This window comes from Paraburkholderia acidiphila (assembly GCF_009789655.1).
Taxonomy (GTDB): domain Bacteria; phylum Pseudomonadota; class Gammaproteobacteria; order Burkholderiales; family Burkholderiaceae; genus Paraburkholderia; species Paraburkholderia acidiphila.
Window position 1 is genome coordinate 572,273 of the sequence record NZ_CP046910.1, and the last position, 22,617, is coordinate 594,889.

15 protein-coding genes are annotated in these 22,617 nt (G+C 64.6%); 11 read left to right on the top strand and 4 right to left on the bottom strand.

The genetic code is table 11. The annotated features are described in order from the left end of the window. Positions 1–11 precede the first annotated feature (11 nt). On the bottom strand, positions 12–1,511 hold the full coding sequence (locus tag FAZ97_RS17025) for an MFS transporter (protein WP_158759624.1): 1,500 nt from the start codon (positions 1,509–1,511) through the stop codon (positions 12–14). Positions 1,512–1,627: 116 nt separating this feature from the next. Continuing rightward, a complete protein-coding gene (locus FAZ97_RS17030; protein WP_158759625.1) occupies positions 1,628–2,107 on the bottom strand; it encodes a hypothetical protein in 480 nt (159 codons plus the stop codon). 749 nt (positions 2,108–2,856) lie between these two features. Here FAZ97_RS17030 and FAZ97_RS17035 point away from each other — a divergent pair. The 5 genes from FAZ97_RS17035 to cyoD all read left to right on the top strand — a co-directional run bounded on the left by FAZ97_RS17035 (position 2,857) and on the right by cyoD (position 8,608). Next, the gene (locus tag FAZ97_RS17035; RefSeq protein ID WP_158759626.1) at positions 2,857–4,401 is read left to right on the top strand and encodes an NADH-quinone oxidoreductase subunit M; all 1,545 of its coding nucleotides are present in this window, start codon (positions 2,857–2,859) and stop codon (positions 4,399–4,401) included. Positions 4,402–4,738: 337 nt separating this feature from the next. Beyond that, positions 4,739–5,626, top strand: coding sequence for a ubiquinol oxidase subunit II (cyoA, locus tag FAZ97_RS17040; RefSeq protein ID WP_158759627.1), 888 nt, complete (start codon positions 4,739–4,741; stop codon positions 5,624–5,626). Positions 5,627–5,633: 7 nt separating this feature from the next. Next, entirely contained in the window at positions 5,634–7,667 is a 2,034-nt protein-coding gene (gene cyoB / locus FAZ97_RS17045) for a cytochrome o ubiquinol oxidase subunit I (RefSeq protein ID WP_158759628.1), read from the top strand. Next, positions 7,667–8,278, top strand: a complete 612-nt coding sequence (gene cyoC / locus FAZ97_RS17050; protein ID WP_158759629.1) for a cytochrome o ubiquinol oxidase subunit III — start codon at positions 7,667–7,669, stop codon at positions 8,276–8,278. The genes cyoB and cyoC overlap by 1 nt, the downstream gene beginning before the upstream one ends. Continuing rightward, the gene (gene cyoD / locus FAZ97_RS17055; RefSeq protein ID WP_158759630.1) at positions 8,279–8,608 is read left to right on the top strand and encodes a cytochrome o ubiquinol oxidase subunit IV; all 330 of its coding nucleotides are present in this window, start codon (positions 8,279–8,281) and stop codon (positions 8,606–8,608) included. It begins immediately after the preceding gene. Positions 8,609–8,720: 112 nt separating this feature from the next. Here cyoD and FAZ97_RS17060 read toward each other — a convergent pair whose 3' ends face one another. Then, positions 8,721–9,371 carry an SGNH/GDSL hydrolase family protein gene (locus tag FAZ97_RS17060; protein WP_158759631.1) on the bottom strand — a complete coding sequence of 217 codons (651 nt, stop codon included), beginning with the start codon at positions 9,369–9,371 and terminating at the stop codon, positions 8,721–8,723. A 131-nt stretch (positions 9,372–9,502) separates the two neighbouring features. On the opposite strand from FAZ97_RS17060, the gene FAZ97_RS17065 reads away from it, so the two are divergent. The 4 genes from FAZ97_RS17065 (at position 9,503) to FAZ97_RS17080 (ending at position 12,558) form a co-directional block, all read left to right on the top strand. Beyond that, complete coding sequence (locus tag FAZ97_RS17065) at positions 9,503–10,105, top strand: TetR/AcrR family transcriptional regulator (RefSeq protein ID WP_158759632.1); 603 nt, start codon at positions 9,503–9,505, stop codon at positions 10,103–10,105. Positions 10,106–10,252: 147 nt separating this feature from the next. After that, positions 10,253–10,936: a type 1 glutamine amidotransferase domain-containing protein gene (locus FAZ97_RS17070; RefSeq protein ID WP_158759633.1), complete on the top strand. Its 684-nt coding sequence runs from the start codon at positions 10,253–10,255 to the stop codon at positions 10,934–10,936. Between the two features lie 182 nt (positions 10,937–11,118). Beyond that, positions 11,119–12,216, top strand: coding sequence for an NADH:flavin oxidoreductase/NADH oxidase (locus FAZ97_RS17075; RefSeq protein WP_158759634.1), 1,098 nt, complete (start codon positions 11,119–11,121; stop codon positions 12,214–12,216). A 42-nt stretch (positions 12,217–12,258) separates the two neighbouring features. Beyond that, a complete protein-coding gene (locus FAZ97_RS17080; protein ID WP_158759635.1) occupies positions 12,259–12,558 on the top strand; it encodes a putative quinol monooxygenase in 300 nt (99 codons plus the stop codon). A gap of 86 nt (positions 12,559–12,644) precedes the next feature. Here FAZ97_RS17080 and adhP read toward each other — a convergent pair whose 3' ends face one another. Then, positions 12,645–13,673 (bottom strand): alcohol dehydrogenase AdhP, encoded by a 1,029-nt coding sequence (gene adhP / locus FAZ97_RS17085; RefSeq protein WP_158759636.1) that lies wholly within the window; start codon positions 13,671–13,673, stop codon positions 12,645–12,647. A 231-nt stretch (positions 13,674–13,904) separates the two neighbouring features. Here adhP and FAZ97_RS17090 point away from each other — a divergent pair, with 231 nt between their 5' ends. Both FAZ97_RS17090 and uvrA read left to right on the top strand, forming a co-directional pair. Further along, entirely contained in the window at positions 13,905–16,259 is a 2,355-nt protein-coding gene (locus tag FAZ97_RS17090; protein WP_158759637.1) for a tetratricopeptide repeat protein, read from the top strand. 226 nt (positions 16,260–16,485) lie between these two features. Continuing rightward, positions 16,486–22,383, top strand: a complete 5,898-nt coding sequence (uvrA, locus tag FAZ97_RS17095) for an excinuclease ABC subunit UvrA (protein ID WP_158759638.1) — start codon at positions 16,486–16,488, stop codon at positions 22,381–22,383. Positions 22,384–22,617: the final 234 nt, after the last annotated feature.

Consider the following 22,617-nt stretch of genomic DNA (forward strand, 5'->3'; position numbering starts at 1 on the left):
ATCGGCACGCACTACGCGGTTTCTACGTCCCGCCCTGCGAGCGTTTGCGCGGGTGTTGCGGCGTCGAAGTCTTCCGCATCGACGTCATAGCCAGAAGGCTCCCAGCGAATCGAGAGGAGCGCCGCGAGTCCCACGAGCGGCGCGATCGCGATGATCCAGAACACGCGCGTGCCGAGTGCGGTGGCGAGCACGGGGAACAGGAACAGCGAGACCGTTGAGCTTGCACGCATGAGCGTCTGGTTGAAGCCGACGCCCACGCCGCGCAGCGAGGTCGGGTAGCCGAGCGAGGCGAACGTCATGCTGTGCGATCCGGCGCCAATGCCCTGGCCAAACAGGAAAGCGGCGAGCAGGGCGACCGCGCTGACGACTTCGGGCGCCGTCGCCGGCTTGCCGACGATCGCGAGGCCGACGAGCGCCGCGAACTGGATCGCATAGCCCAACACGGTAAGCTTCCACGCGCCGAAGCGCGGCACGATTCGCACGGCGATCAGCCCTCCCACGAAGGCGAAGCCGAGATTGAGCACGAGCGAGGCGAGGATCGTCGTGAGCATGGACTGCGCGAGGAAGCTCGAGATGATCACGGGCAGGCCGAACGCGACCGCGTTGTACGCGAACGAGGAGGCTACGCCGATGACCGTTGCGAGCACCGTGCGTCGCAAATAGACGCCGCGCAGCAGTGCGCCGTAATTCTTCCACGACGCCACGCGCGCCGGTTTGGCCGCGGCGCTCGCGGCGGCTTCGGGCGCGACCTGCGCGTCGATGCCGTACGAGCGTTTGAGGATGCGCGCCGCGCCCGCGAGATCGCCCTGATTCGCGGCCCACACCGGCGACTCGCTGATATAGCGGCTGCGGATCGCGATGATCACGAGCGCCGGCACGGCGCCGAAGCCGAGCGTGAGGCGCCAGAGCAGGTGCGAGTGCGAGGCGGGCAAGCCTGCATAGAACGCGAGCACGAGCAGATACGACACGCTGATCGCCGCATACCAGACGGGGCACCACATCGCCACGCGCGCGGCCTTGTTGCCGCGGCCCTTGAGCCGCGAGAACTCGGCGAGAAAGGCCATGGCGACAGGCAAGTCGATGCCGACGCCCAGCCCCATCACGAAGCGCGCGCCGCCGAGCACCCAGGCGTTGGGCGCGAGCGCGCAGGCAATCGCGGCGACGACGAAGAAGAACATGTCGGCCATGAACACGCGATAGCGTCCGATGCGATCGGTAAGGAACCCGCCGAGAAACGCGCCAACGATCGCGCCGAATGTGATGGCCGAAGCGACGAAGCCGGTGCCCGCAGGCGTGAGCGAGAATTCGCGCGCCACGTCCTTGAGGCCGAAGGCGAGTGCGCCGAGATCATAGGCATCGAGGAACACGCCGCCCAGTGCGATGGCCACGACAATGCGCGCATTGCTGCCCGTGGCCGCCCCGGCGTTGACGAGCTGCGAGACGTCGGCCGCGCTGCGGATCACCGGGCGGCCGGCAGGGCTGAACGAAGAGGGGGAAGTTGAGGCGGACATGCGAGGCGACGCGAGCGGGCGCGCGGATAGCGGCAAAGCGCGTGATGCTAACCCCCGCGAGGCGCGCGCCCAAATCGTTTTTGGTTATGAGCTCATGCCGTACGGCTGCAGGTGATTCAGTGCATGTAGGTGACGCGGCGCGATCGGTCGCTCAACTGCAAACCCGCGTCGAGCAGCGCGATGGCGAACCAGCGCGCGGTCTTGAGCATGCCGCTCACGCTTGGCATCGGCAGCCAGTCGTTGAGGAGTTGCACGGCGGCCTCGCTGCGCGTGGACTGCAACAGCGCGATCACCTGCAGCAGCGAGCCTTCGTCCTTTGCAAGTTCGGAGGCGCAGCGGCAGCGCGTGTCCAGCGGGCGGCACGAGGCGCGGCACAGCGTGCCCATCAGCAGATCGAAGTAGCCGAAGCCTTCTGCGCCAAGTCCGGCGTCGGCGAGCACGCCGCGCCAGCTTTCGGCCTTGGCGTAGGCGTCGCAATGCGGGCGCAGCCAGGTGCGCACGGCGCGCAGCACGGTCTGCTCGGCGGTGTCAGGGTGATGGACGAAGGTGTCGTCGATCAGCGTGTCATTTCTTGCGAAAGGGGCGGTGTAGTTCATGGAGCCTCCGGTCCCGCACAAATCATTCGGGTGGTGCCGGATCGTCCGGCGTGGGCTCTATTCTGGGACAGATTGCTCGTAAATGCAAATGATTCTCATTTGTAAGGTGAGCGGCGCACAGCGACACATGACCTGCCAGAACCGGGAAGGGACTGTTCCAGCCAGCACCCTTAATGAAGGGGACACAAGCCGCTAAAGTGCGGGCCATGCGTGTTCCAGTGTTCTGGCGCAACGTGAGAGTTGGCCCCGGCCCCATGAAGGCCGGGGCTTTTTTTTGCACCGCGCAAGGGCGCGCGGGGCCGGCCTGGCACGGGTTCTGGCGGCCGCGCGGGGCCACACCCCGATGCATAAGTCATTGAACCGAAAGAAACAAGTAAGGTATTATTCGGGCCGCGCAGCGTGACAGTCTGCCGCGCGCCACAGCGCCCTGGCGGTCGAAAGCGCTGTTTTCGCGATCAAAAATGGGCTGTAATGGCCTGTTTGTTGTTTTTTCTCTTAGTACGTTTTTGAATAAAAACAATGACTTGCGTCAATCGTCGATCCGGCCCGTGTTGTTGCGCTGCAAAACTTCCGTATTCCGTTTACCCTCGTTAACCCTTGAACGTGTGTTGCATTTCGCCTCGTCGCTGACAAATACATTACAGCCAGCCTGGTTCGATTTTCACCCCGCGTCAATCTTTCAAGTTGCTTGCGCACCTGAACGTGCGCCGTGGAAGCTATTTGCTCCGCATTTTTGAGGTCCTGTTGAAATGCAATCCGTTCCATTCCTGAGTTTGGCGATCTGGATTCCCATCCTGTTCGGCGTGGCCGTGCTGCGCGTCGGGTCGGATCGCCATCCGCAGCGCGCCCGCTGGCTCGCGCTCGTTGGCGCCGTCGTCGGTCTGCTGCTGACCCTCCCGCTCATCACCGGCTTCGACAACCACGCGGCCGGCATGCAGTTCGTCGAATTCCGCGAATGGCTGCCTGAGTTCGGCGTGGCGTGGCGACTCGGGATCGATGGTATTTCGATGTGGCTCGTGGTGCTCACCGCGTTCACGACGCTCGTGATCGTGATCGCCTCGTGGGAATCGATCACGGTGCGCGTCGCCCAGTACTTCGGCGCGTTCCTGATTCTCTCGGGCCTGATGGTCGGCACCTTCGCGGCGACCGACGGCATGCTGTTCTTCGTGTTCTTCGAAGCCACGCTGATCCCGCTGTACCTGCTGATCGGCTCGTGGGGCAATGCGCGCCGCACCTATGCCGCCGTCAAGTTCTTCTTCTTCTCGTTCGGCGGTTCGCTGCTGATGCTGGTGTCGATGCTGTACCTCTACAGCCAGTCGCACACCTTCGACATGTCCGTGTGGCACAACCTCACGCTCGGCTTCATCCCGCAGATCCTCGTGTTCATCGGCTTCTTCGCGGCTTTCGCGGTGAAGGTCCCGATGTGGCCGTTCCACACCTGGCTGCCCGACGTCCACCTCGAAGCGCCGACCGGTGCGACCGTCATGCTCGCCATGCTGAAGCTCGGCGGCTACGGTTTCCTGCGCTTCACGCTGCCGATCACGCCTGACGCCGCGCACTTCTTCGCGCCGGCCATCATCACGCTCTCGCTCGTGGCCGTGGTGTACTCGAGCCTGCTCGCGCTCGCGCAGACCGACATGACCAAGCTGCTCGCGTACTCGACGGTCGCCCACATGGGCCTCGTCACGCTGGGCCTGTTCCTCTTCAACCAGATCGGCACCGAAGGCGCGATCGTGCAGATGATCTCGTACGGCTTCGTGTCGGGCGCGATGCTGCTCTCGATCGGCGTGCTGTTCGACCGCACCAAGACGCGCACGATCTCGGCTTACGGTGGCGTCGTCAACGTGATGCCGCGCTACGCGGCTTTCATGATGCTGTTCTGCATGGCCAACCTCGGCCTGCCGGGCACGTCGGGCTTCGTGGGCGAGTTCATGGTCATCATGGGCGCGATCCGCGTGAACTTCTGGGTCGGCGCGATCGCCGCGACGACCGTCATTCTGAGCGCTGCGTACACCCTGTGGATGTACAAGCGCGTGATCTTCGGCGCTGTGGCGAACAAGGGCGTTGCGAAGCTGGCCGACATCGGCCGCCGCGAAACGCTGATCTTCGCTTCGCTCGCAGCGTTCGTGCTCGCAATCGGCCTCTACCCGAAGCCGATGACCGACGCGATCGAGCTCTCGGCGGCGAACCTCGTCACCCAGGCCGGTCGCAGCAAGCAACCTGTCGACGATGCAGCGCCTGCTGATGCAGTGCGCGCGGGCACGGACGTTCGTGCTCAGCACTCGCCGACGTGATCGCTGAAGATTGACGGCGCAACCAACGCGCCGCTCCGCCTACGGGTGGTGCGGCGCGTTTGTGCGTCCAGAAGGTTTCGAATTTCGGTTCGAAAAATAGCCGCGGCGGGCCGCTGTCAAGGGCGGAGCAGGGCGCGATGTGCGTGTGTTTCCGAGGCGCGACAAACCTCGCGAACACATGCGACAAAGTGTCTCAATCTTCTTTTGACAAAGGTCATTTTCCACATTCATTGATTGCGAAATATCAAAGCGGCTGTATGATGCGGGCGCGCTTCCTTTGTCGGATGTCAGGGGACGCGTCCGGAACAATTCAATGAATGAAATTCAGGCAAACGTGATGAAAAGAACGACCTTTCAAAGGTTACTGCTTCCCGTAAGCGCCGGATTGGCCTTGTGTCTTTCCGGATGCAACATGGAGCTCCTCGACCCCAAGGGAAGTGTGGGCGTGGCGGAAAAGCAGCTGATCGCAACCTCCACATGGGCCATGCTGATTGTGGTGATCCCTGTGATCATCCTGACGCTCTGGTTCGCGTACCGCTATCGCGCGTCGAACCGTAACGCCACCTACGCGCCGAAGTGGTCGCACTCGACGGCGATCGAAGTCGTCGTCTGGACCATCCCGACGCTGATCATTCTGTTCCTTGGCGTGCTCACGTGGAATACCACGCACGAGCTCGACCCCTACAAGCCGCTCGAATCCAATGTCAAGCCGATCAACGTCGAAGTGGTGGCGCTCGACTGGAAGTGGCTGTTCATCTACCCGGATCTCGGTATCGCGACGGTGAACCAGCTGGCCGTGCCCGTTGGCACGCCGGTGAACTTCAGCATCACGTCGGACTCGGTGATGAACTCATTCTTCATCCCGCAGCTTGGCACCCAGGTTTATGCGATGGCTGGCATGCAGACGCGTCTGCACCTGATCGCCGACCACGCTGGCGACTACGCCGGTCTCTCGGCGAACTTCAGCGGCGCGGGCTTCTCGGACATGAAGTTCCGTACGCTCGCCACGAGCCAGCAAGACTTCGACGCGTGGGTCCAGAAGGTGAAGGCGTCGCAGACGCAGCTTTCGATGGATCAATACGCGACGGTCGCAAAGCCGAGCGAAAAGGCTCCGGTTGAGTACTTCTCGACGGTCGACCCGAAGCTCTTCAACAACATCATCGCGAAGTACAACAACGGCCACGTCACGAATTTCAGTGACCCGTCGTGCGTGACCAAGGGGTAAACCAGGCATGTTCGGAAAACTTACACTGGACGCCATTCCGTATCACGAGCCGATTATTCTCGGCACGATGATCGGCATGGCCGTCATCGGCGCATTCGTGCTCGGTGGCATCACTTACCTCGGTAAGTGGAAATATCTGTGGACGGAGTGGCTGACGAGCGTCGACCACAAGCGTCTGGGCGTGATGTACATCGTGCTCGCTCTCATCATGCTGCTGCGCGGCTTCGCCGACGCGATCATGATGCGTACCCAGCTCGCGCTCGCGTATAACGCGCCGGGCTACCTGCCGCCGCACCACTACGACCAGATTTTCACGGCGCACGGCGTGATCATGATTTTCTTCATGGCAATGGCCTTCATGGTCGGCCTGATGAACATCATCGTGCCGCTGCAGATCGGCGCACGCGACGTTGCGTTCCCGTTCCTGAACTCGCTGTCGTTCTGGATGACCGCGGTCGGCGCCATCCTGCTGATGATCTCGCTCGTCGTGGGTGAATTCGCGATGACCGGCTGGCTCGCGTATCCGCCGCTTTCGGAGCTTGCGTACAGTCCGGGGGTAGGGGTGGATTACTACCTGTGGGCGCTGCAGATCTCGGGTGTCGGCACGCTGCTGACCGGCGTGAACTTCTTCGTCACCATCATCAAGATGCGTGCCCCCGGCATGACGATGATGAAGATGCCGGTGTTCACGTGGACGGCGCTGTGCACGAACGTGCTGATCATGGCCGCGTTCCCGATCCTGACCGTGACGCTCGCGCTGCTCGGTCTCGACCGCTACATCGGCACGCACTTCTTCACGAATGACGGCGGCGGCAACGCCATGCTGTACCTGAACCTGATCTGGGCCTGGGGTCACCCCGAGGTGTACATCCTGATCCTGCCGGCGTTCGGTATTTTCTCGGAAGTCGTCGCGACCTACGCGAAGAAGCCGCTGTTCGGCTACAAGACCATGGTCTACGCGACCTGCTCGATCATGGTGCTCTCGTTCCTCGTGTGGCTGCACCACTTCTTCACGATGGGTTCGGGCGCGAACGTCAACGCGTTCTTCGGCATCATGACGATGATCATCGCGATCCCGACGGGCGTGAAGATCTTCAACTGGCTGTTCACGATCTACCGCGGCCGCCTCGAGTTCACCTCTCCGGTGCTCTGGACGATTGGCTTCATGGTCACCTTCACCATCGGCGGCATGACCGGCGTGATGATGGCGATCCCGGGCGCGGACTTCGTGCTGCACAACTCGCTGTTCCTGATTGCTCACTTCCACAACGTGATCATCGGCGGCGTGCTGTTCGGCTACCTCGCCGGCTTCAACTACTGGTTCCCGAAGGCGTTCGGCTTCAAGCTCAACGAAAAGCTCGGCAAGCGCGCGTTCTGGTTCTGGCTCTCGGGCTTCTATGTCGCCTTCACGCCGCTGTACGTGCTCGGCTTCATGGGCGCAACCCGCCGCCTGAACCACTACGACAATCCGGCATGGCATCCGTGGATGATCATCGCGTGGGTTGGCGCCGTGCTCGTGGCAATCGGTATCGCGCACCAGCTGCTGCAGCTGTACGTGTCGATCCGCGACCGCAACCTGCCGGAAAACCGCGACCTGACGGGCGATCCGTGGGGTGGCCGTACGCTCGAGTGGGCGATGTCGTCGCCGCCGCCGTCGTACAACTTCGCGATCATCCCGCATGTGTCGGAACTCGATGAGTTCCAGCACCTGAAGGAAACCGGCCGCGAAACCGTGGACGTCGCGAACACGAAGTACACCGACATTCACATGCCCTCGAACACGAGCGCAGGTCTGTTCATCGGTTTCTTCAGCCTGGTGCTCGGCTTCGCTGGCATCTGGCACATCTGGTGGCTCATGATCGTTGGCTTCGTCGGCATTCTCGGCACGGCCATCGCTTACAGCTTCCAGAAGAACGAAGGCTATTACATCCCGGCCGCCAAGGTCCGGGCAGACGAAGAAGCGCGTAGCCGCGCACTGGTCAAGGCGTTCGCTGACAAGCAACGCGGTGGCAAGGTTGAAGAAGCACTGGAGGCCAACTGATGTTGACGAAAACTAGTGCGGCCGCACTCGCGGAGCACGATCACCACGATCACCCGCCGTCACACTCGGTGTTCGGCTTCTGGCTGTACCTGATGACGGACTGTATTCTGTTCGGCTCGCTGTTCGCAGTGTTCGCCGTGATGCAGAACCAGTTCGCAGGCGGCCCGACCGGCAAGGACCTGTTCGACATTCAGGGCGTCGCGATGGAAACGGCAGTGCTGCTGCTGTCGTCCATTACGTACGGCTTTGCGATGATCGGCGCGCACAAGCAGCGCAAGGGTCAAGTGCTGGTCTGGCTGGCGATCACTTTCCTGCTGGGCGCAACGTTCCTGTACTTCGAACTGCATGAGTTCGCGAACATGATCGCCGAGGGCAACGGCCCGAGCCGCAGCGCGTTCCTGTCGTCGTTCTTCACGCTGGTTGCCACCCACGGTATCCACGTGACGATGGGCATGATCTGGATGATCGTCCTGATGGTTCAGGCCGTGAAGGCCCCGACGCTGGGCGAGCGTGAAATCCGCCGCCTGACGTGCCTGAGCCTTTTCTGGCACTTTCTGGACATCGTCTGGATCTGCGTGTTCTCCTTTGTTTATCTTGCGAGCGTGATCTAAATGAGTGCTCATTCCATCCATGAAGAAGAAAGCCACGGCAGCGTAGGCAGCTACCTGGCCGGTTTCGTCCTGGCGGTGGTGCTCACGGCCGCTTCGTTCTGGCTCGTGCTGCACGGCGGCTTCCCGCGCGAAACCGCGCTGCTCGGCCTCGCCGTGCTGGCTGTGGTGCAGATCGTGGTTCACCTCGTGTTCTTCCTGCACATGAACACGTCGTCGGGCCAGCGCTGGAACGTGACGGCATTTGGCTTCACGGTGTTGACGGTCCTGATCGTGGTCGTCGGTACGCTGTGGGTCATGCACAACGTCAGCATGAACATGATGTCGCGTTAAGCGCTCATCGTTGCTGGACTTGCGCTCCGCTCGCTGCGAGTGAAGCGCAAACGAAAAACGCCGCCAGGCCTTCGGGCCGGCGGCGTTTTTCTTTTGGCAGCGCTCTGCGCGCTTATGCGTTAAAGCGTTGGCGCACGACTTCCGCAACGGCGTTGCCGAGGCGATGGTGCTGAGAGGCTTCGTAGTGAATGCCATCCGTCGTGCTGACCCTGGCGAACTCGCCGGCGTCGAGAAACGCCGAGCCGTATTTCACGGCCACGCGTTCGTAGAGCGGCGCAAGCAGGCGCGACTTGGCCGCGCCGCCCGTGAAGATATCGCCGAGGAAACCAATCTCCTCGATCGGCACCGGCGACATGAGCAGCACGTGCGGCGTGGAGCCGCCCGGACCCGCGCGGCACGCCACCAGCGTTTCGAGCAGCACGTCCACCGAGTTCGCGATGTCGGTGGGTGTGACAGAAAAGCGCGTCTTGAGGTCGTTGGTGCCGAGCATCAGTGCGACCACCTCCACCGGCAACTGGCTTTCGAGGCAAGGGCGCAGATAAGCGTGCCCGTTCTTGTGCCGGCCTTCGATGGGGTCGTCGTGAACCGTGGTGCGCGCGGGCAGGCCTTCCTCGATGATCGTCCAGCCGGGCCCCAGCGCCTCGCGCAGCACGCCGGGCCAGCGGTCGGCGGGGCCGAATCGCTCGGACACGCCAGGCACGGTAAGCGGCTTCGTGCCGTGCGTATTGGAATCGCCGTAACAGAGCAGGGTGCGTGACGTCATGGGTTGCCTCTCTCTGGGTTGATGTGACCGGTTGCGATGCGATGTCTGCTGTAAGGCCCGCTGTAAATGCCAATACTCATCATGGGAGATTACTAGACGACTGGTCTAATCGCTCTGTAACATCTCACTTCATGAATGCAGCGGCAGCCGTTGAAGTGCGGCAACACATCCTCGATACCGCCATGCCCATTCTGCTGGGCAAGGGGTTTTCCGCGGTCGGTCTCAATGAGATCCTCGCGGCCGCCGGTGTGCCCAAAGGGTCGTTCTATCACTATTTCGGCTCGAAGGAAGCGTTCGGCGAAGCGCTGCTCACGTCGTATTTCGCCGAGTATGCGGAGCGTCTTGACGACATGCTCGTGCGTGCGCCGGGCACGGCGGCGCAGAAGCTGATGCGCTACTGGGACGACTGGCGCCTGATCCAGTGTGCCGACGATCCCGTAGGCAAGTGTCTCGCGGTGAAGCTGGGCGCGGAGGTGAGCGACCTTTCCGAGGCCATGCGCGAGGCGCTGCGTCTCGGCACCGATGCGACGATCTCGCGCATTGCCGTGTGTATCGAGGCAGGGCGCGCGGATGGCTCGCTCGCGGGCGTAAGCGATGCCGCGACCATGGCGGTGACGCTCTACGAACTGTGGCTCGGCGCGACGCTGCTCGAAAAGATCCACCGCGACCGCAAGCCGCTCGATGCGGCCCTGGCGACCACGCGAATTCTGCTGAACCTGTCTCCGGGCAATTAATCGAACGCGAAGCAGCGGCAGCGCGTGAAGTGCGCGCGATTGTCGCGCATTGTGCGGAAGTACTAGACGACCGGTCTAATAGTGTATGAAGAGACCGGTATCCGAAGGGTGCGCGAGCGCCCGAACCTCACCGATAAAGGAACGCCGATGAAGGTACTGATCGTTTTGACCTCGCACGAGGACCTCGGCAACACGGGCAAGAAAACGGGCTTCTGGCTCGAAGAATTCGCCGCGCCGTACTACGCGCTGCGCGACGCCGGCGCCGAACTCGTGCTCGCATCGCCCAAGGGCGGCCAGCCGCCGCTCGATCCGAAGAGCAGCGATCCTTCCGCGCAAACCGATGCAACGCGGCGTTTCGCATCCGATACCGAAGCGCAAGCGGCGCTTGCCAATACGAAACGTCTCGCCGATATCGACGCGAGCGCGTTCGACGCCGTGTTCTACCCGGGCGGCCACGGCCCGCTTTGGGATCTGGCCGAAGATCCGGTTTCGATCGCGCTGATCGAAAAGACCATCGCCGCGGGCAAGCCTGTCGCTGCCGTCTGCCATGCGCCGGGCGTGCTGCGTCACGTGAAGGGTGCCGATGGCAAGCCGCTCGTGGCCGGCAAGTCGGTCACCGGTTTTTCGAATGACGAAGAAGCCGCGGTGCAACTGACCGATGTCGTGCCGTTCCTCGTCGAGGACATGCTGAAGGCCAGCGGCGGCCAGTATTCGAAGGCCGCCGACTGGCAGCCGCACGTCGCAACCGACGGCCTGCTCATCACGGGCCAGAACCCGGCTTCGTCCGAGCCGGTTGCCGAGGCTTTGCTCGCGGCACTGCGCCGCGGTTGACGCCGCGCGAACGCGGTCGCCTTTCTGCGGGCGCGTTCGCTTCCCTCGATTTCCTTTCAGCAACCCTGCGAGCCGTGCTCGTAGCGCGTGCGCGTCTGCGCGTTGCCGCGAGGAAATCCCGTTTTTGCCAACCGGCCCAGGCGCCGCGCGACGCGCGACCTGTGCCAAGAAAGGAGTTGTAGATGTCCGCATTGTTCGAACCGTTCAAGCTCAAGGGCGTGACGCTGCGCAACCGCATCGCTGTGCCGCCGATGTGCCAGTACATGGCCGTCGACGGCGTGATCAACGACTGGCACCACGTCCACTACGCGCAGATCGCGCGCGGCGGCGCGGGCCTCGTGATCGTCGAGGCGACGGCGGTTTCGCCCGAAGGCCGCATCACGCCGGCTTGCACGGGCCTGTGGAACGACGCGCAGATGGAGGCGTTCAAGCCGACCGTCGCCGCGATCAAGGCGGCGGGCGCCGTGCCCGGCATCCAGATTGCGCACGCGGGCCGCAAGGCGAGCGCGAACCGTCCGTGGGAAGGCGACGACCACATTGCCGAAGGCGACGCGCGCGGCTGGCAGACCATCGCGCCCTCGGCAACGGCGTTCGGCGCGCATCTGCCGAAGGTGCCGAAGGCGATGACGCTCGACGACATCGCGCGCGTGCGCGAGGACTTCGTGGCCGCGGCGAAACGCGCGCTCGAAGCCGGCTTCGAATGGCTCGAACTGCACTTCGCGCACGGCTATCTCGGCCAGAGCTTTTTCTCCACGCACTCGAACCACCGCGACGACGCCTATGGCGGCAGCCTCGAAAACCGCAGCCGTTTCCTGCTGGAAACGCTGGCCGCGGTGCGCAAGGTCTGGCCGGAGCATCTGCCGCTGACGGCGCGCTTTGGCGTGATCGAATACGACGGCCGCGACGAGGAAACGCTCGCCGAATCGATCGAACTGGCGAAGGGTTTCAAGCGCGAAGGCCTAGACATGCTGGGCGTGAGCGTCGGTTTCTCGACGCCCGCCGCGCAGATTCCTTGGGCGCCCGCGTTCCTCGCGCCGATCGCTCAGAAGGTGCGCCGCGCGACCGGTTTGCCGGTGTCGTCGGCGTGGGGCATCGGCACGCCGGAACTGGCGGAGCGCTCGGTAGCGAAGGAGCAGCTCGACGTCGTGATGGTCGGGCGCGCGCATCTCGCCAACCCGCACTGGCCGTACTACGCGGCCCAGGAACTGGGCGTCGAGCGCGCCGCGTGGACCTTGCCCGCACCGTACGCACACTGGCTCGAGCGCTACAAGGTTGGCTGAATTTAGCCTGTCGGCAAAACGATTGAAGATGAGGGAATTCCGATGACTGTCTATCTGTTCGCGAGCATCACACCGAAGCCCGAGCATGTCGCCGACGTGGAAGCGCTGACGCGCGACATGGTCACGCAGACGCGCAAGGAACCGGGCAATCTGCGCTACGACCTGCTGCGCCGCGTGGACGGCGCGCCGGGCTTTTACCTCTACGAGGCCTATGTCGATGAAGCCGCGGTGCAGGCGCATCGCGACAGCGCCCACTATGCTGCGTACCGCGCGAAGATCGGTGCGTTGGTGGCGCAGCCGCCCGAGGTGAAGACGTTGACGGGCGTGGACGTCGCGGACTGACACCGCTTTCGTCACTGTGACCGGCTGGCGCCGGACAGCGCTTCGCAGCGTTGTCCGGCGTTTTTCTTTGAGCCGCCGTGCGCGGCTTAGCCAGCCATATCGAGCACGACGCGGCCTTCAATGGCGCCGCGCTCCATGCGCGCGAACACGTCGTTGATGTTCTCCAGCTTGTCGGTGGAGACGGTCGCCTTGACCTTGCCTTCCTGCGCGAACATCAGCGACTCTTCGAGGTCGAGACGCGTGCCGACGATCGAACCGCGCACCGTCACGCCGCTTAGCACCATGTCGAAGATCGGCAGCGGGAAGTCGCCGGGCGGCAGGCCGTTCAGCGACACCGTGCCGCCCCGGCGCACCATGCCGAGCGCCTGCGAAAACGCAATCGGCGAGACCGCGGTGACGAGCACGCCGTGCGCGCCGCCAATTTCCTTCTTCAGATACGCAGCGGGATCGGTCGTTTTCGCGTTGACCGTCACGGCCGCGCCAAGGCGTTTCGCCAGTTCGAGTTTCGTATCGTCGACATCGACAGCGGCGACGTTGAGCCCCATTGCACGTGCGTATTGCACTGCCATGTGGCCGAGGCCGCCCACGCCGGAAATCACGACCCAGTTGCCGGGGCGCGTGTCGGTGACTTTCAGGCCCTTGTAAACCGTGACGCCCGCGCAAAGCACAGGCGCGATTTCGATGAAATCGATATTTTTCGGCAGCAGGCCCACGTAATTTGCATCGGCTTTCGCGTACTGGGCGAAGCCGCCGTTGACCGAATAGCCGGTGTTCTGCTGCTGCTCGCAAAGCGTTTCCCAACCGCCGAGGCAATGCTCGCAATGGCCGCATGCCGAGTAGAGCCAGGGAATGCCTACGCGGTCGCCTTCCTTCACGTGCGTGACGCCCGCGCCCACACCGACGACATAACCCACCCCTTCGTGACCGGGAATGAACGGCGGCTGCGGCTTCACGGGCCAGTCGCCGTGCGCGGCGTGCAGGTCCGTGTGGCACACGCCGCACGCTTCGATTTTCACGAGCAGCTCGCCGGGTCCCGGGGTGGGAACGGCCACCTCCTCCAGCACGAGGGGTTTGCCAAATGCGCGAACTACCGCGGCTTGCATCGTCTTGCTCATCGTCGGGCTCCTGTCGAAGCGAAATGGCGGCGCGCGGCCGGATGCGTTGCGCATCGCGGTGTCGCCGCACGTCCGCCTGCCTTTCAAGTTTGAAGGAAAGGGTTTTCGCGTGCGATGAACGTGTCCAGTCAATGGTTGGTAATAAAGATGGGCAGAAGTTTTCGAAAGAAACTGCCGTTAATATTGGGTAAGGTTTGGTAACGCCTCCGTTGCACGAATTCAGTGAGCCCGATGCACAACGAGTCCCTCTACGAGCGCGCGAGCGAGAGCCATTTCGCGGGTGACCTGCCGCGCGCGCGTCAGTTGTACGCGCAACTGCTTGCAGCCGATGCAACGCACGCGGGTGTGATGTTTCGCCTTGGCGTGATCGGCTTGCAGGAAGGCGCGCCGGCCGATGCGATCGGCTGGCTGCAGCGCGCGCTCGCCGTCGACCCCGGCGAGCGGCGCTGCCGCGAAGCGTTGGGGCAGGCTTATGCCATGGCCGCGCGCCATGCCGAGGCGGCGCAGATCTATCGCGGCCTGCTCGCGGACGACGCTTCGTCCGCCGATCTCTGGTGCGGGCTCGGCTCGGCCTTGCAGGCGCAGGGTGCGCATGGGGAGGCGGGGCAAGCGTGGCGAGCGGCGTTGGAGCGGGAAGTGAATCGGGCCGACATCTGGAACAACTTCGGCAATTGCCTGCGTTTGCTCGGCGATTCCGGTGAGGCTCAAGCGGCTTATCGTCGCGCGCTGGCCTTGCAACCGCGTGATGTCAACGCGTTGACGAACCTCGGCACGCTACTGCAGGAAGAGGGGCGGGACGAGGAGGCGCTCGAAAGTTTGCGCGCAGCGCTTGCGGCCGCACCGGACACCGCCGTCGCGATGATCAATCTCGGCGTGCTGCTGACCCGCCTGACGCGTCTGGACGAAGCGTTGCCCTTGCTCGAACGCGCGGTGGCCATCGAGCCGAAAATTGTGCACGCGGCGTACAACTACGGCGTCGCGCTTCAGGCATGCGGCCGTTTGCGCGACGCCGAAGCGCAGTATCGCCGCGCGCTCGCGCTCGACCCCGCGCACGCGGAAGCGGCCAATAACCTCGGGAATGTCTACCGCGATCTCGGCGAGCATCGGGCAGCCCTGGCCGCGTACGAAGCGGCCATCCGCGCGCGGCCCGATTTCGTCGATGCGTTCAACAATGCCGCCAACCTGCTGCGCACCCTCGGCAGCCTCGACGAAGCGCAAGCGCTTTTGCGCCGGGCCCTCGCACTCGACCCATCGCGCTCGGCCACGCTCAACAATCTCGGCAACGTGCTCAAGGACAGCGGGGATCTGGACGAAGGCATCGAATGCTTTCGCCGGGCCGTGGCAAGCGAACCCGGCAACCTTATCGCGCACAGTAACCTGCTGTACGCGTTATCGTTTCAGGCCGCGGATCCACAGGTGATTCTCGATGAGGCGCGACGCTGGTCCGCGCAGCACGAAGCGCCGCTCGGCGCGGAACGCATGGACGCGCGTGTCGAACCCGCCACTGGAAGGCGATTGCGGATCGGCTACGTATCAGGCGATTTTCGTGAGCATTGCCAGGCGTTATTCATGACGCCGCTCTTTGCGCATCACGACCCCGTTCGCTTCGAGATTCATGTGTATTCGAGCGTGGTGCGGCCCGATGCGACGACCGCACGCCTCGCCGCGCACGTCGAAAAGTGGCACGACGTACGCACGTTGAGCGATGCGGCGCTGGCGGACCAGATCCGCGCGGACGGCATCGATATCCTCGTCGATCTGACGATGCACATGTCCGATGGCCGGCCTCTGCTGTTCGCGCGCAAGCCGGCGCCGGTGCAAGTTGCGTGGCTCGCGTATCCCGGCACGACCGGAATTCGCGCGATGGACTGGCGGCTCACCGATCCCTGGCTCGATCCGCCCGCGCACGACGGACACTACAGCGAAAAGTCGTGGCGCTTGCCTCACACGTTCTGGTGTTATGACGCACTTGCTTCGGAACCTGAAGTGAATGCGCTGCCGGCATCGAACGCGGAATGCGTCACGTTTGGCAGCCTGAACAACCCTTGCAAACTCACGGATACGACGCTGAATCTGTGGGCCCGTCTATTCGCCCGCTTGCCTGCGGCGCGCCTCGTGCTGATGGCCGCAGAGGGCGAAGCGCGGCGCCGCCTCGTGCAGCGGCTCGCGCAGGCCGGGATCGACCCGGCGCGTGTGCGCTTCCTGCCTTTCAGGCCGCGAACGGATTATCTGCGCAGCTATCACGAGATCGATATCGGGCTCGATACGATGCCGTACAACGGCCATACGACGTCGCTCGACGCGCTGTGGATGGGCGTGCCCGTCGTCACGCGCATCGGGCCGACGGTGGCGGGGCGCGCGGGCTTGAGCCAGCTGGCGAACCTTGGCCTGGCCGAACTGGTCGCCGGCTCCGACGACGCGTTCGTGGAGACGGCGGTGAGTCTCGCGACCGACATGCCGCGTCTCGCGAAGCTGCGCGCAACGCTGCGCGAGCGCATGACAGGCTCGCCGCTGATGGACGGCGAGCGTTTCGCACGCGGCGTCGAGGCGGCGTACGAAGGCATGTGGCGTGCCGCAGCAAAGTAGGGCGATCTGGCCCGTAGATACGGGCCTTCAGGCGTCATATCCTCGGCCAGATGGCCATCCAGCGCCCTGTATAAATATACAGTAGAATCCTAGCCTGACAGCCAGGGCCGCGCGCCGATTTTCCGCGCGCGCCGCGCTGCAAGTTTCCGGGCCGCGCCGCGCAGTTGCCCCCATTCGCGCGCCGCCCGGCCCCACGCGTGTGATCCCAGCCGGAATGCCAGCGCAAGTGAGCGAAAACCGATCTATCCGAATCCGTGGTGCCCGCCAGCACAATCTCAAGAACCTCGACCTTGACCTGCACACCGGCGAAATGACGGTCGTCACCGGGCCTTCGGGCTCGGGCAAGTCGAGTCTCGTCTTCGACACGCTTTACGCGGAAGGCCAGCGCCGCTACGTCGAAACGTTCAGCGCCTACGCGCGCCAGTTCCTCGACCGCATGGACCGGCCGCAGGTCGACCGCGTGGACGGCGTGCCGCCCGCCATCGCCATCGACCAGACCAACCCGGTGCGGAGTTCGCGCTCCACGGTCGGCACGATGACCGAGCTGAACGACCACCTGAAGCTGCTGTATGCGCGCGCCGCGAATCTGTTCGACCGCGTCACCGCGCAGCCCGTGCGGCACGACACGCCGGAGACGATCTACGCCGAACTGATGGCGCGCACGGCCGTGGGCGACCCGCGTCTCGTCGTCACGTTCCCGGTCGAGCTGCCCGACACGACCACCGAGGAAGAAGTCGCGCAGTGGCTTTCCGCGAGCGGCTATACGCGCGTGCAGGCGCAGCGCGAGGTGAAGACCGCTGAAGGCACGCGCAAGCTGCTCGACGTGGTCGCCGACCGTTTCCGCATGCAGAACGTGGAGAAGAGCCGCGCGATCGAGGCGATCGAAGCCTCGCTCAAGCGCGGCAGCGGGCGCGTCAATATCTACGTGCTGGAGAGCGGCGACGCTGAAACTGCGGCCGAGCCGCAGATCTGGCGCTTCTCGACCGGCCTGCATTGCCCGGACAGCGATTTGCGCTACGCCGATCCGCAACCCGCGCTGTTCTCGTTCAACTCGGCCTACGGCGCCTGCGATGCCTGCCGCGGCTTTGGCCGCGTGATCGGCGTGGACTGGGGGCTCGTGATTCCCGACGAGCGCAAGACGCTGCGCGGCGGCGCGATCAAGCCGCTGCAAACGCCGGCGTGGAAGGAATGTCAGGACGACCTGATGCGTTACGCCGCGAAAGCCGGCATTCCGCGCGATACGGCATGGTCCGAGCTGACGCAGGCGCAGCGCGATTGGGTCATCAACGGCGCGCCGGACTGGAAGGGGAGCTGGCAAACGCAGTGGTACGGCGTGAAGCGCTTCTTCCAGTACCTGGAGTCGAAGGCCTACAAGATGCACATTCGCGTGCTGCTGTCGAAGTACCGCAGCTACACGCCGTGCGAAACCTGCGGCGGCGCGCGCCTGAAAACCGAGGCCTTGCAGTGGCGTCTCGGCACGCAGCAAAACGCGGACGAAGTCCTTGCGCCGTCGGGTCGCTTCCTGCCGCACGGCGTGGACTGGACGCGTGCGCAGCTCGAAGCGCTGCCGGGCCTCACCGTGCACGACGTGATGCTGCTGCCGATCGAGCGCATCCGCCGCTTCTTCGACAATCTTTCGCTTTCCTCAGCATTGCTCGACGACGCGCTCAAGCTGCTGCTCGAGGAAGTGCGCACGCGCCTGAAGTATCTCTGCGACGTGGGTCTGGGCTATCTCACGCTCGACCGCCAGAGCCGCACGCTGTCAGGCGGCGAAGTGCAGCGTATCAACCTGACCACGGCGCTCGGCACCTCGCTCACGAAAACGCTGTTTGTGCTCGACGAGCCGAGCATCGGCCTGCATCCGCGCGACCTCAACCGCATCGTCGAAGCGATGCAGCGTCTGCGCGACGCGGGCAACACGCTCGTCGTGGTCGAGCACGATCCTTCCGTGATGCTTGCGGCCGACCGCCTCATCGACATGGGCCCCGGTCCCGGCGAGCGCGGCGGTTCGATCGTCTACGACGGCACGCCGAACGATATCCGCTCCTCGGGCACGTTGACGGGCGAGTATCTGGGCGGTCACCGCGCCGTGGCCGACGCTTCGCACTGGGAGCGCCGCCCGGTCGATGCGTCCACGCCGAATCTGCTGCTCGAAGGCGCGAGCGAGCACAACCTGCGCGACGTGACCGTGCAGATCCCGCTGCAGCGGCTCGTTTGCGTGACGGGTGTCTCGGGCTCGGGCAAATCGACGCTCGTGCAGGACGTGCTGTATCCCGCGCTCGCGCGGCATCTGGGCAAGGCGACGGAAGCGCCGGGCACGTTCCGCAAGCTGAGCGGCGCGGAGCAGATCAGCGACGCCGTGTTCGTCGACCAGTCGCCGATCGGCAAGACGGCACGCTCGAATCCGGCCAGCTACGTGGGCGCGTTCGACGAGATCCGCAAGCTGTTCGCCAAGGCGACGCTCGCGAAGCAGCGCGGCTATACGGCGGGCATGTTCAGCTTCAACTCGGGCGAAGGGCGCTGCCCGACTTGCGGCGGCTCCGGCTTCGAGCACATCGAAATGCAGTTCCTGAGCGACGTGTACCTGCGCTGCCCCGATTGCGACGGCAGCCGCTATCGCCCGGAAGTGCTCGAAGTGAAGATCGAGCGTGCGGGCCGCTCGCTTTCCGTGGCGGACGTGCTCGACCTCACGGTGAGCGAAGCGGTGCAATGTTTCGCTGAGGATGCCGAAGTATTGCGCGTGCTCCAGCCTATCGTGGACGTGGGCCTCGAATACGTGAAGCTCGGCCAGCCGGTGCCCACGCTCTCGGGCGGCGAGGCGCAGCGCCTCAAGCTCGCGGGCTATCTCGCGGAGACCGCGCAGTCGCGCGGCAAGGAAGCGGGCGGCCGGCTCTTCATGTTCGACGAGCCGACCACGGGCCTGCACTTCGACGATATCGCCAAGCTGATGCGCGCCTTCGGCAAGCTGCTCGCGGGCGGTCACTCGCTGCTCGTGATCGAGCATAACCTCGACGTGATCCGCGCCGCCGACTGGCTGATCGATCTCGGCCCCGAAGGCGGCGACGCGGGCGGCGAAGTGGTGTGCGTCGGCACGCCCGAGGACGTGATCGCGTGCCCGCGATCGCATACGGGCGTGGCGCTCGAACGCTACGAAGCGGCGCTTGGCAGCAGCGTCGAACTGCTTGCCGAAGAAGAGGGCGTGGCGCTGCAGACCGCATTGCGCGTCGCGCAGGCGCGCCGCGAGGTGCAGGGCGAGGACGTCGTGCGCATCGTGAACGCGCGCGAGCACAACCTCAAGGCGCTCGACGTCGATATCCCGCATGGCCGCTTCAACGTCATTACGGGCGTGTCGGGCTCGGGCAAGTCCACGCTCGCGTTCGACATCCTCTTTCACGAAGGCCAGCGGCGCTACCTCGAATCGCTCAATGCCTACGCGCGCTCGATCGTGCAGCCCGCGGGCCGTCCAGAAGTCGATGCCGTGTACGGGATTCCGCCGACCGTCGCGATCGAGCAGCGTCTGTCGCGCGGTGGACGCAAGAGTACCGTCGCGACGACCTCGGAGGTGTGGCACTTCCTGCGTCTGCTGTACGTGAAGCTCGGCGTGCAGCACTGCGTGCATGACGGCACGCCCGTAACGTCGCAAAGCGTCGATGCGATCGTCGCGCAGTTGCTGCGCGAACATCGCGGCCAGCATGTCGGTTTGCTCGCGCCGCTCGTCGTCAATCGCAAGGGTGTCTACACCGATCTCGCGAAGTGGGCGAAGGCGCGCGGCAATACGCATCTGCGCGTGGACGGCGAATTCGTGCCGGTCGCGCCGTGGCCCAAACTCGACCGCTTCCGCGAACACACGATCGAACTGCCCGTGGGCGACCTCGTGATCGAACCGGAAAACGAGGCGCAATTGCGCGCCATGCTCGCCACGACGCTCGAGGCCGGTAAGGGCATCGTGCACTTGCTCGCGCCGCTCGACGGTCTCGACCATGTGCTGGGCAATGGCGGTTCGACGGCAAGCATCGGCGAGGTGAAGGTGCTGTCCACGCGGCGCGCGTGCCCGGTGTGCGGCACGAGCTATCCCGAACTCGATCCGCGCATGTTCTCGTACAACAGCAAGCACGGCTGGTGCACGACCTGCGTGGGCACGGGCCTCGCGCTGACGCGCGAGCAGCGCGCCGCCTACGACGACACGATCGTCGCCGAAGACGGCCGTGGCCGCGAGCAAACCTTGCCTTCGGAAGAGCAGGAGCCCAAAGGCATGGTCGACGAGCCGTGCCACGATTGCGGCGGCACGCGCCTGAATCCCGTGGCGCGCGCCGTGACGTTCGACGCGCATCCTATCGTCGACGTCGCGCAGTGGACCGTGGCGGACACGCGCCGCTGGATCGATACGCTGAAGCTCAACGGCCGCGATGCGCAAATCGCACGCGACGTGGTGAGCGAAATCCGCAGCCGTCTGCAGTTCCTGGAGGAAGTGGGGCTCGGCTATCTGAGCCTCGATCGCGCTGCGCCGAGCCTCTCGGGTGGCGAGGCGCAGCGCATTCGTCTCGCGGCGCAACTGGGCAGCAACTTGCAGGGCGTGTGCTACGTGCTCGACGAGCCGACCATCGGCCTGCATCCGCGCGACAACCAGATCCTGCTGAACGCGCTGCGCAGCCTCGGCGAGAAGGGCAACACGCTCGTCGTGGTCGAACACGACGAGGACACGATCCGGCGCGCCGATCACATCATCGACATCGGCCCGAGCGCGGGCAAACGCGGCGGCCGCGTGGTGGCGCAAGGCAGTGTCGCCGACCTCGCGGCGCAGGCCGATTCGCTCACGGGCCGCTATCTTGCGCAGCCGATCCAGCATCCGCTGCAGCCGCGACGTGAAGTGCGTCCCGCGCGCGCCGGGCGTGAAGCGGTGCCGGGGCAATGGCTGACCGTGCACGGCGGCAAGCTGCACAACCTGCGCAACGTAACGGCGCAGATTCCGCTTGGCCGCCTCGTGGCGATTACGGGCGTGAGCGGGTCGGGCAAGTCCACACTCGCGCGCGACGTGCTGCTTTCCAATCTGCTCGACGCCGTGGGGCGTTCGGTGCTGTCCTCGCCTGCCGAGCGCCGCGCGCGCAAGGCGGTGAAGGAGAAAGCGCCGAGCGCGGCGGAGCGCCGTTCGAGCGTGCTCGCGCGCACGAGTGCCAAACCGAAGCTCGAGGTTTCGCATACGTGGCAGGGCTGCGATTCGATTAGCGGATGGGAGAGCATCGACCGCGTGCTCGAAGTGGACCAGACGCCGATCGGAAAAACGCCGCGCTCGTGCCCCGCGACCTATATCGGCGTGTGGGATGCGATCCGCCGCCTTTTCGCCGATACGCTCGAGGCGCGCGCCCGCGGCTATAGCGCGTCGCGCTTCTCGTTCAATACCGGCGACGGACGCTGCCCCGCGTGCGAGGGCCAGGGCGTACGTACCATCGGCATGAGCTTCCTGCCCGACGTGAAGGTGCCGTGCGACGTGTGCCACGGCCAGCGCTTCAATCCGGAAACGCTGGCGGTGACGTGGCGCGGCCGGAATATCGGCGAAGTGCTGACGATGGAAATCGACGAGGCGGTGGAGTTCTTCGGCTCGATCACGAGTATTTCGCACCCGCTGCAATTGATGAAGGACGTGGGTCTCGGTTACCTCACGCTCGGCCAGCCTTCGCCCACGCTCTCGGGCGGCGAGGCGCAGCGCATCAAGCTCGTGACCGAGCTTTCCAAGGTGCGCGACGACATCACGCGCCGCGGGCAGAAGGCGCCGCACACGCTCTACGTGCTCGACGAGCCCACCGTCGGCCTGCACATGGCCGACGTGGCGCGCCTCATCAGCGTGCTGCACCGGCTCGCGGACGCGGGGCATAGCGTCGTCGTGATCGAGCACGACCTCGACGTGATCGCAGAGGCCGACTGGATCATCGACCTCGGGCCCGAAGGCGGCGTGGGCGGCGGCACGATCGTCGCCGCTGCCGAACCCGAAGCGCTCGCGAAGGTCAAGGCGAGCCATACCGGCGCGGCGCTCGCGCCCGTGCTCGCGCGCGGCCAGGGCGACGCGAACGGCGCCGAAGGCAAACCTGCACCAGAGCGGCGCGCATCCGGCGCAGCGGGTTCGCGCTGAAAAACGGAGCGGGCCGCAAAGGCCCGCTCCGCCTTGAAACCGCTTGATCTGTGCCGCGCGCGCAAGGTATCATGGGTTCCGCTTGCAGCAAACGTTCGCTCACCTGTAGCGGCGTCACCTGAGAGCGGAGCAGCGGACTGCAGATCCCCTCCGAACCGGTCGCGGGCTCCACACCCAGGCCACCTCATCAGTGCAGCAAGGCTTCGCAGTCTGTTCGCGAAGCCTTTGTCTTTT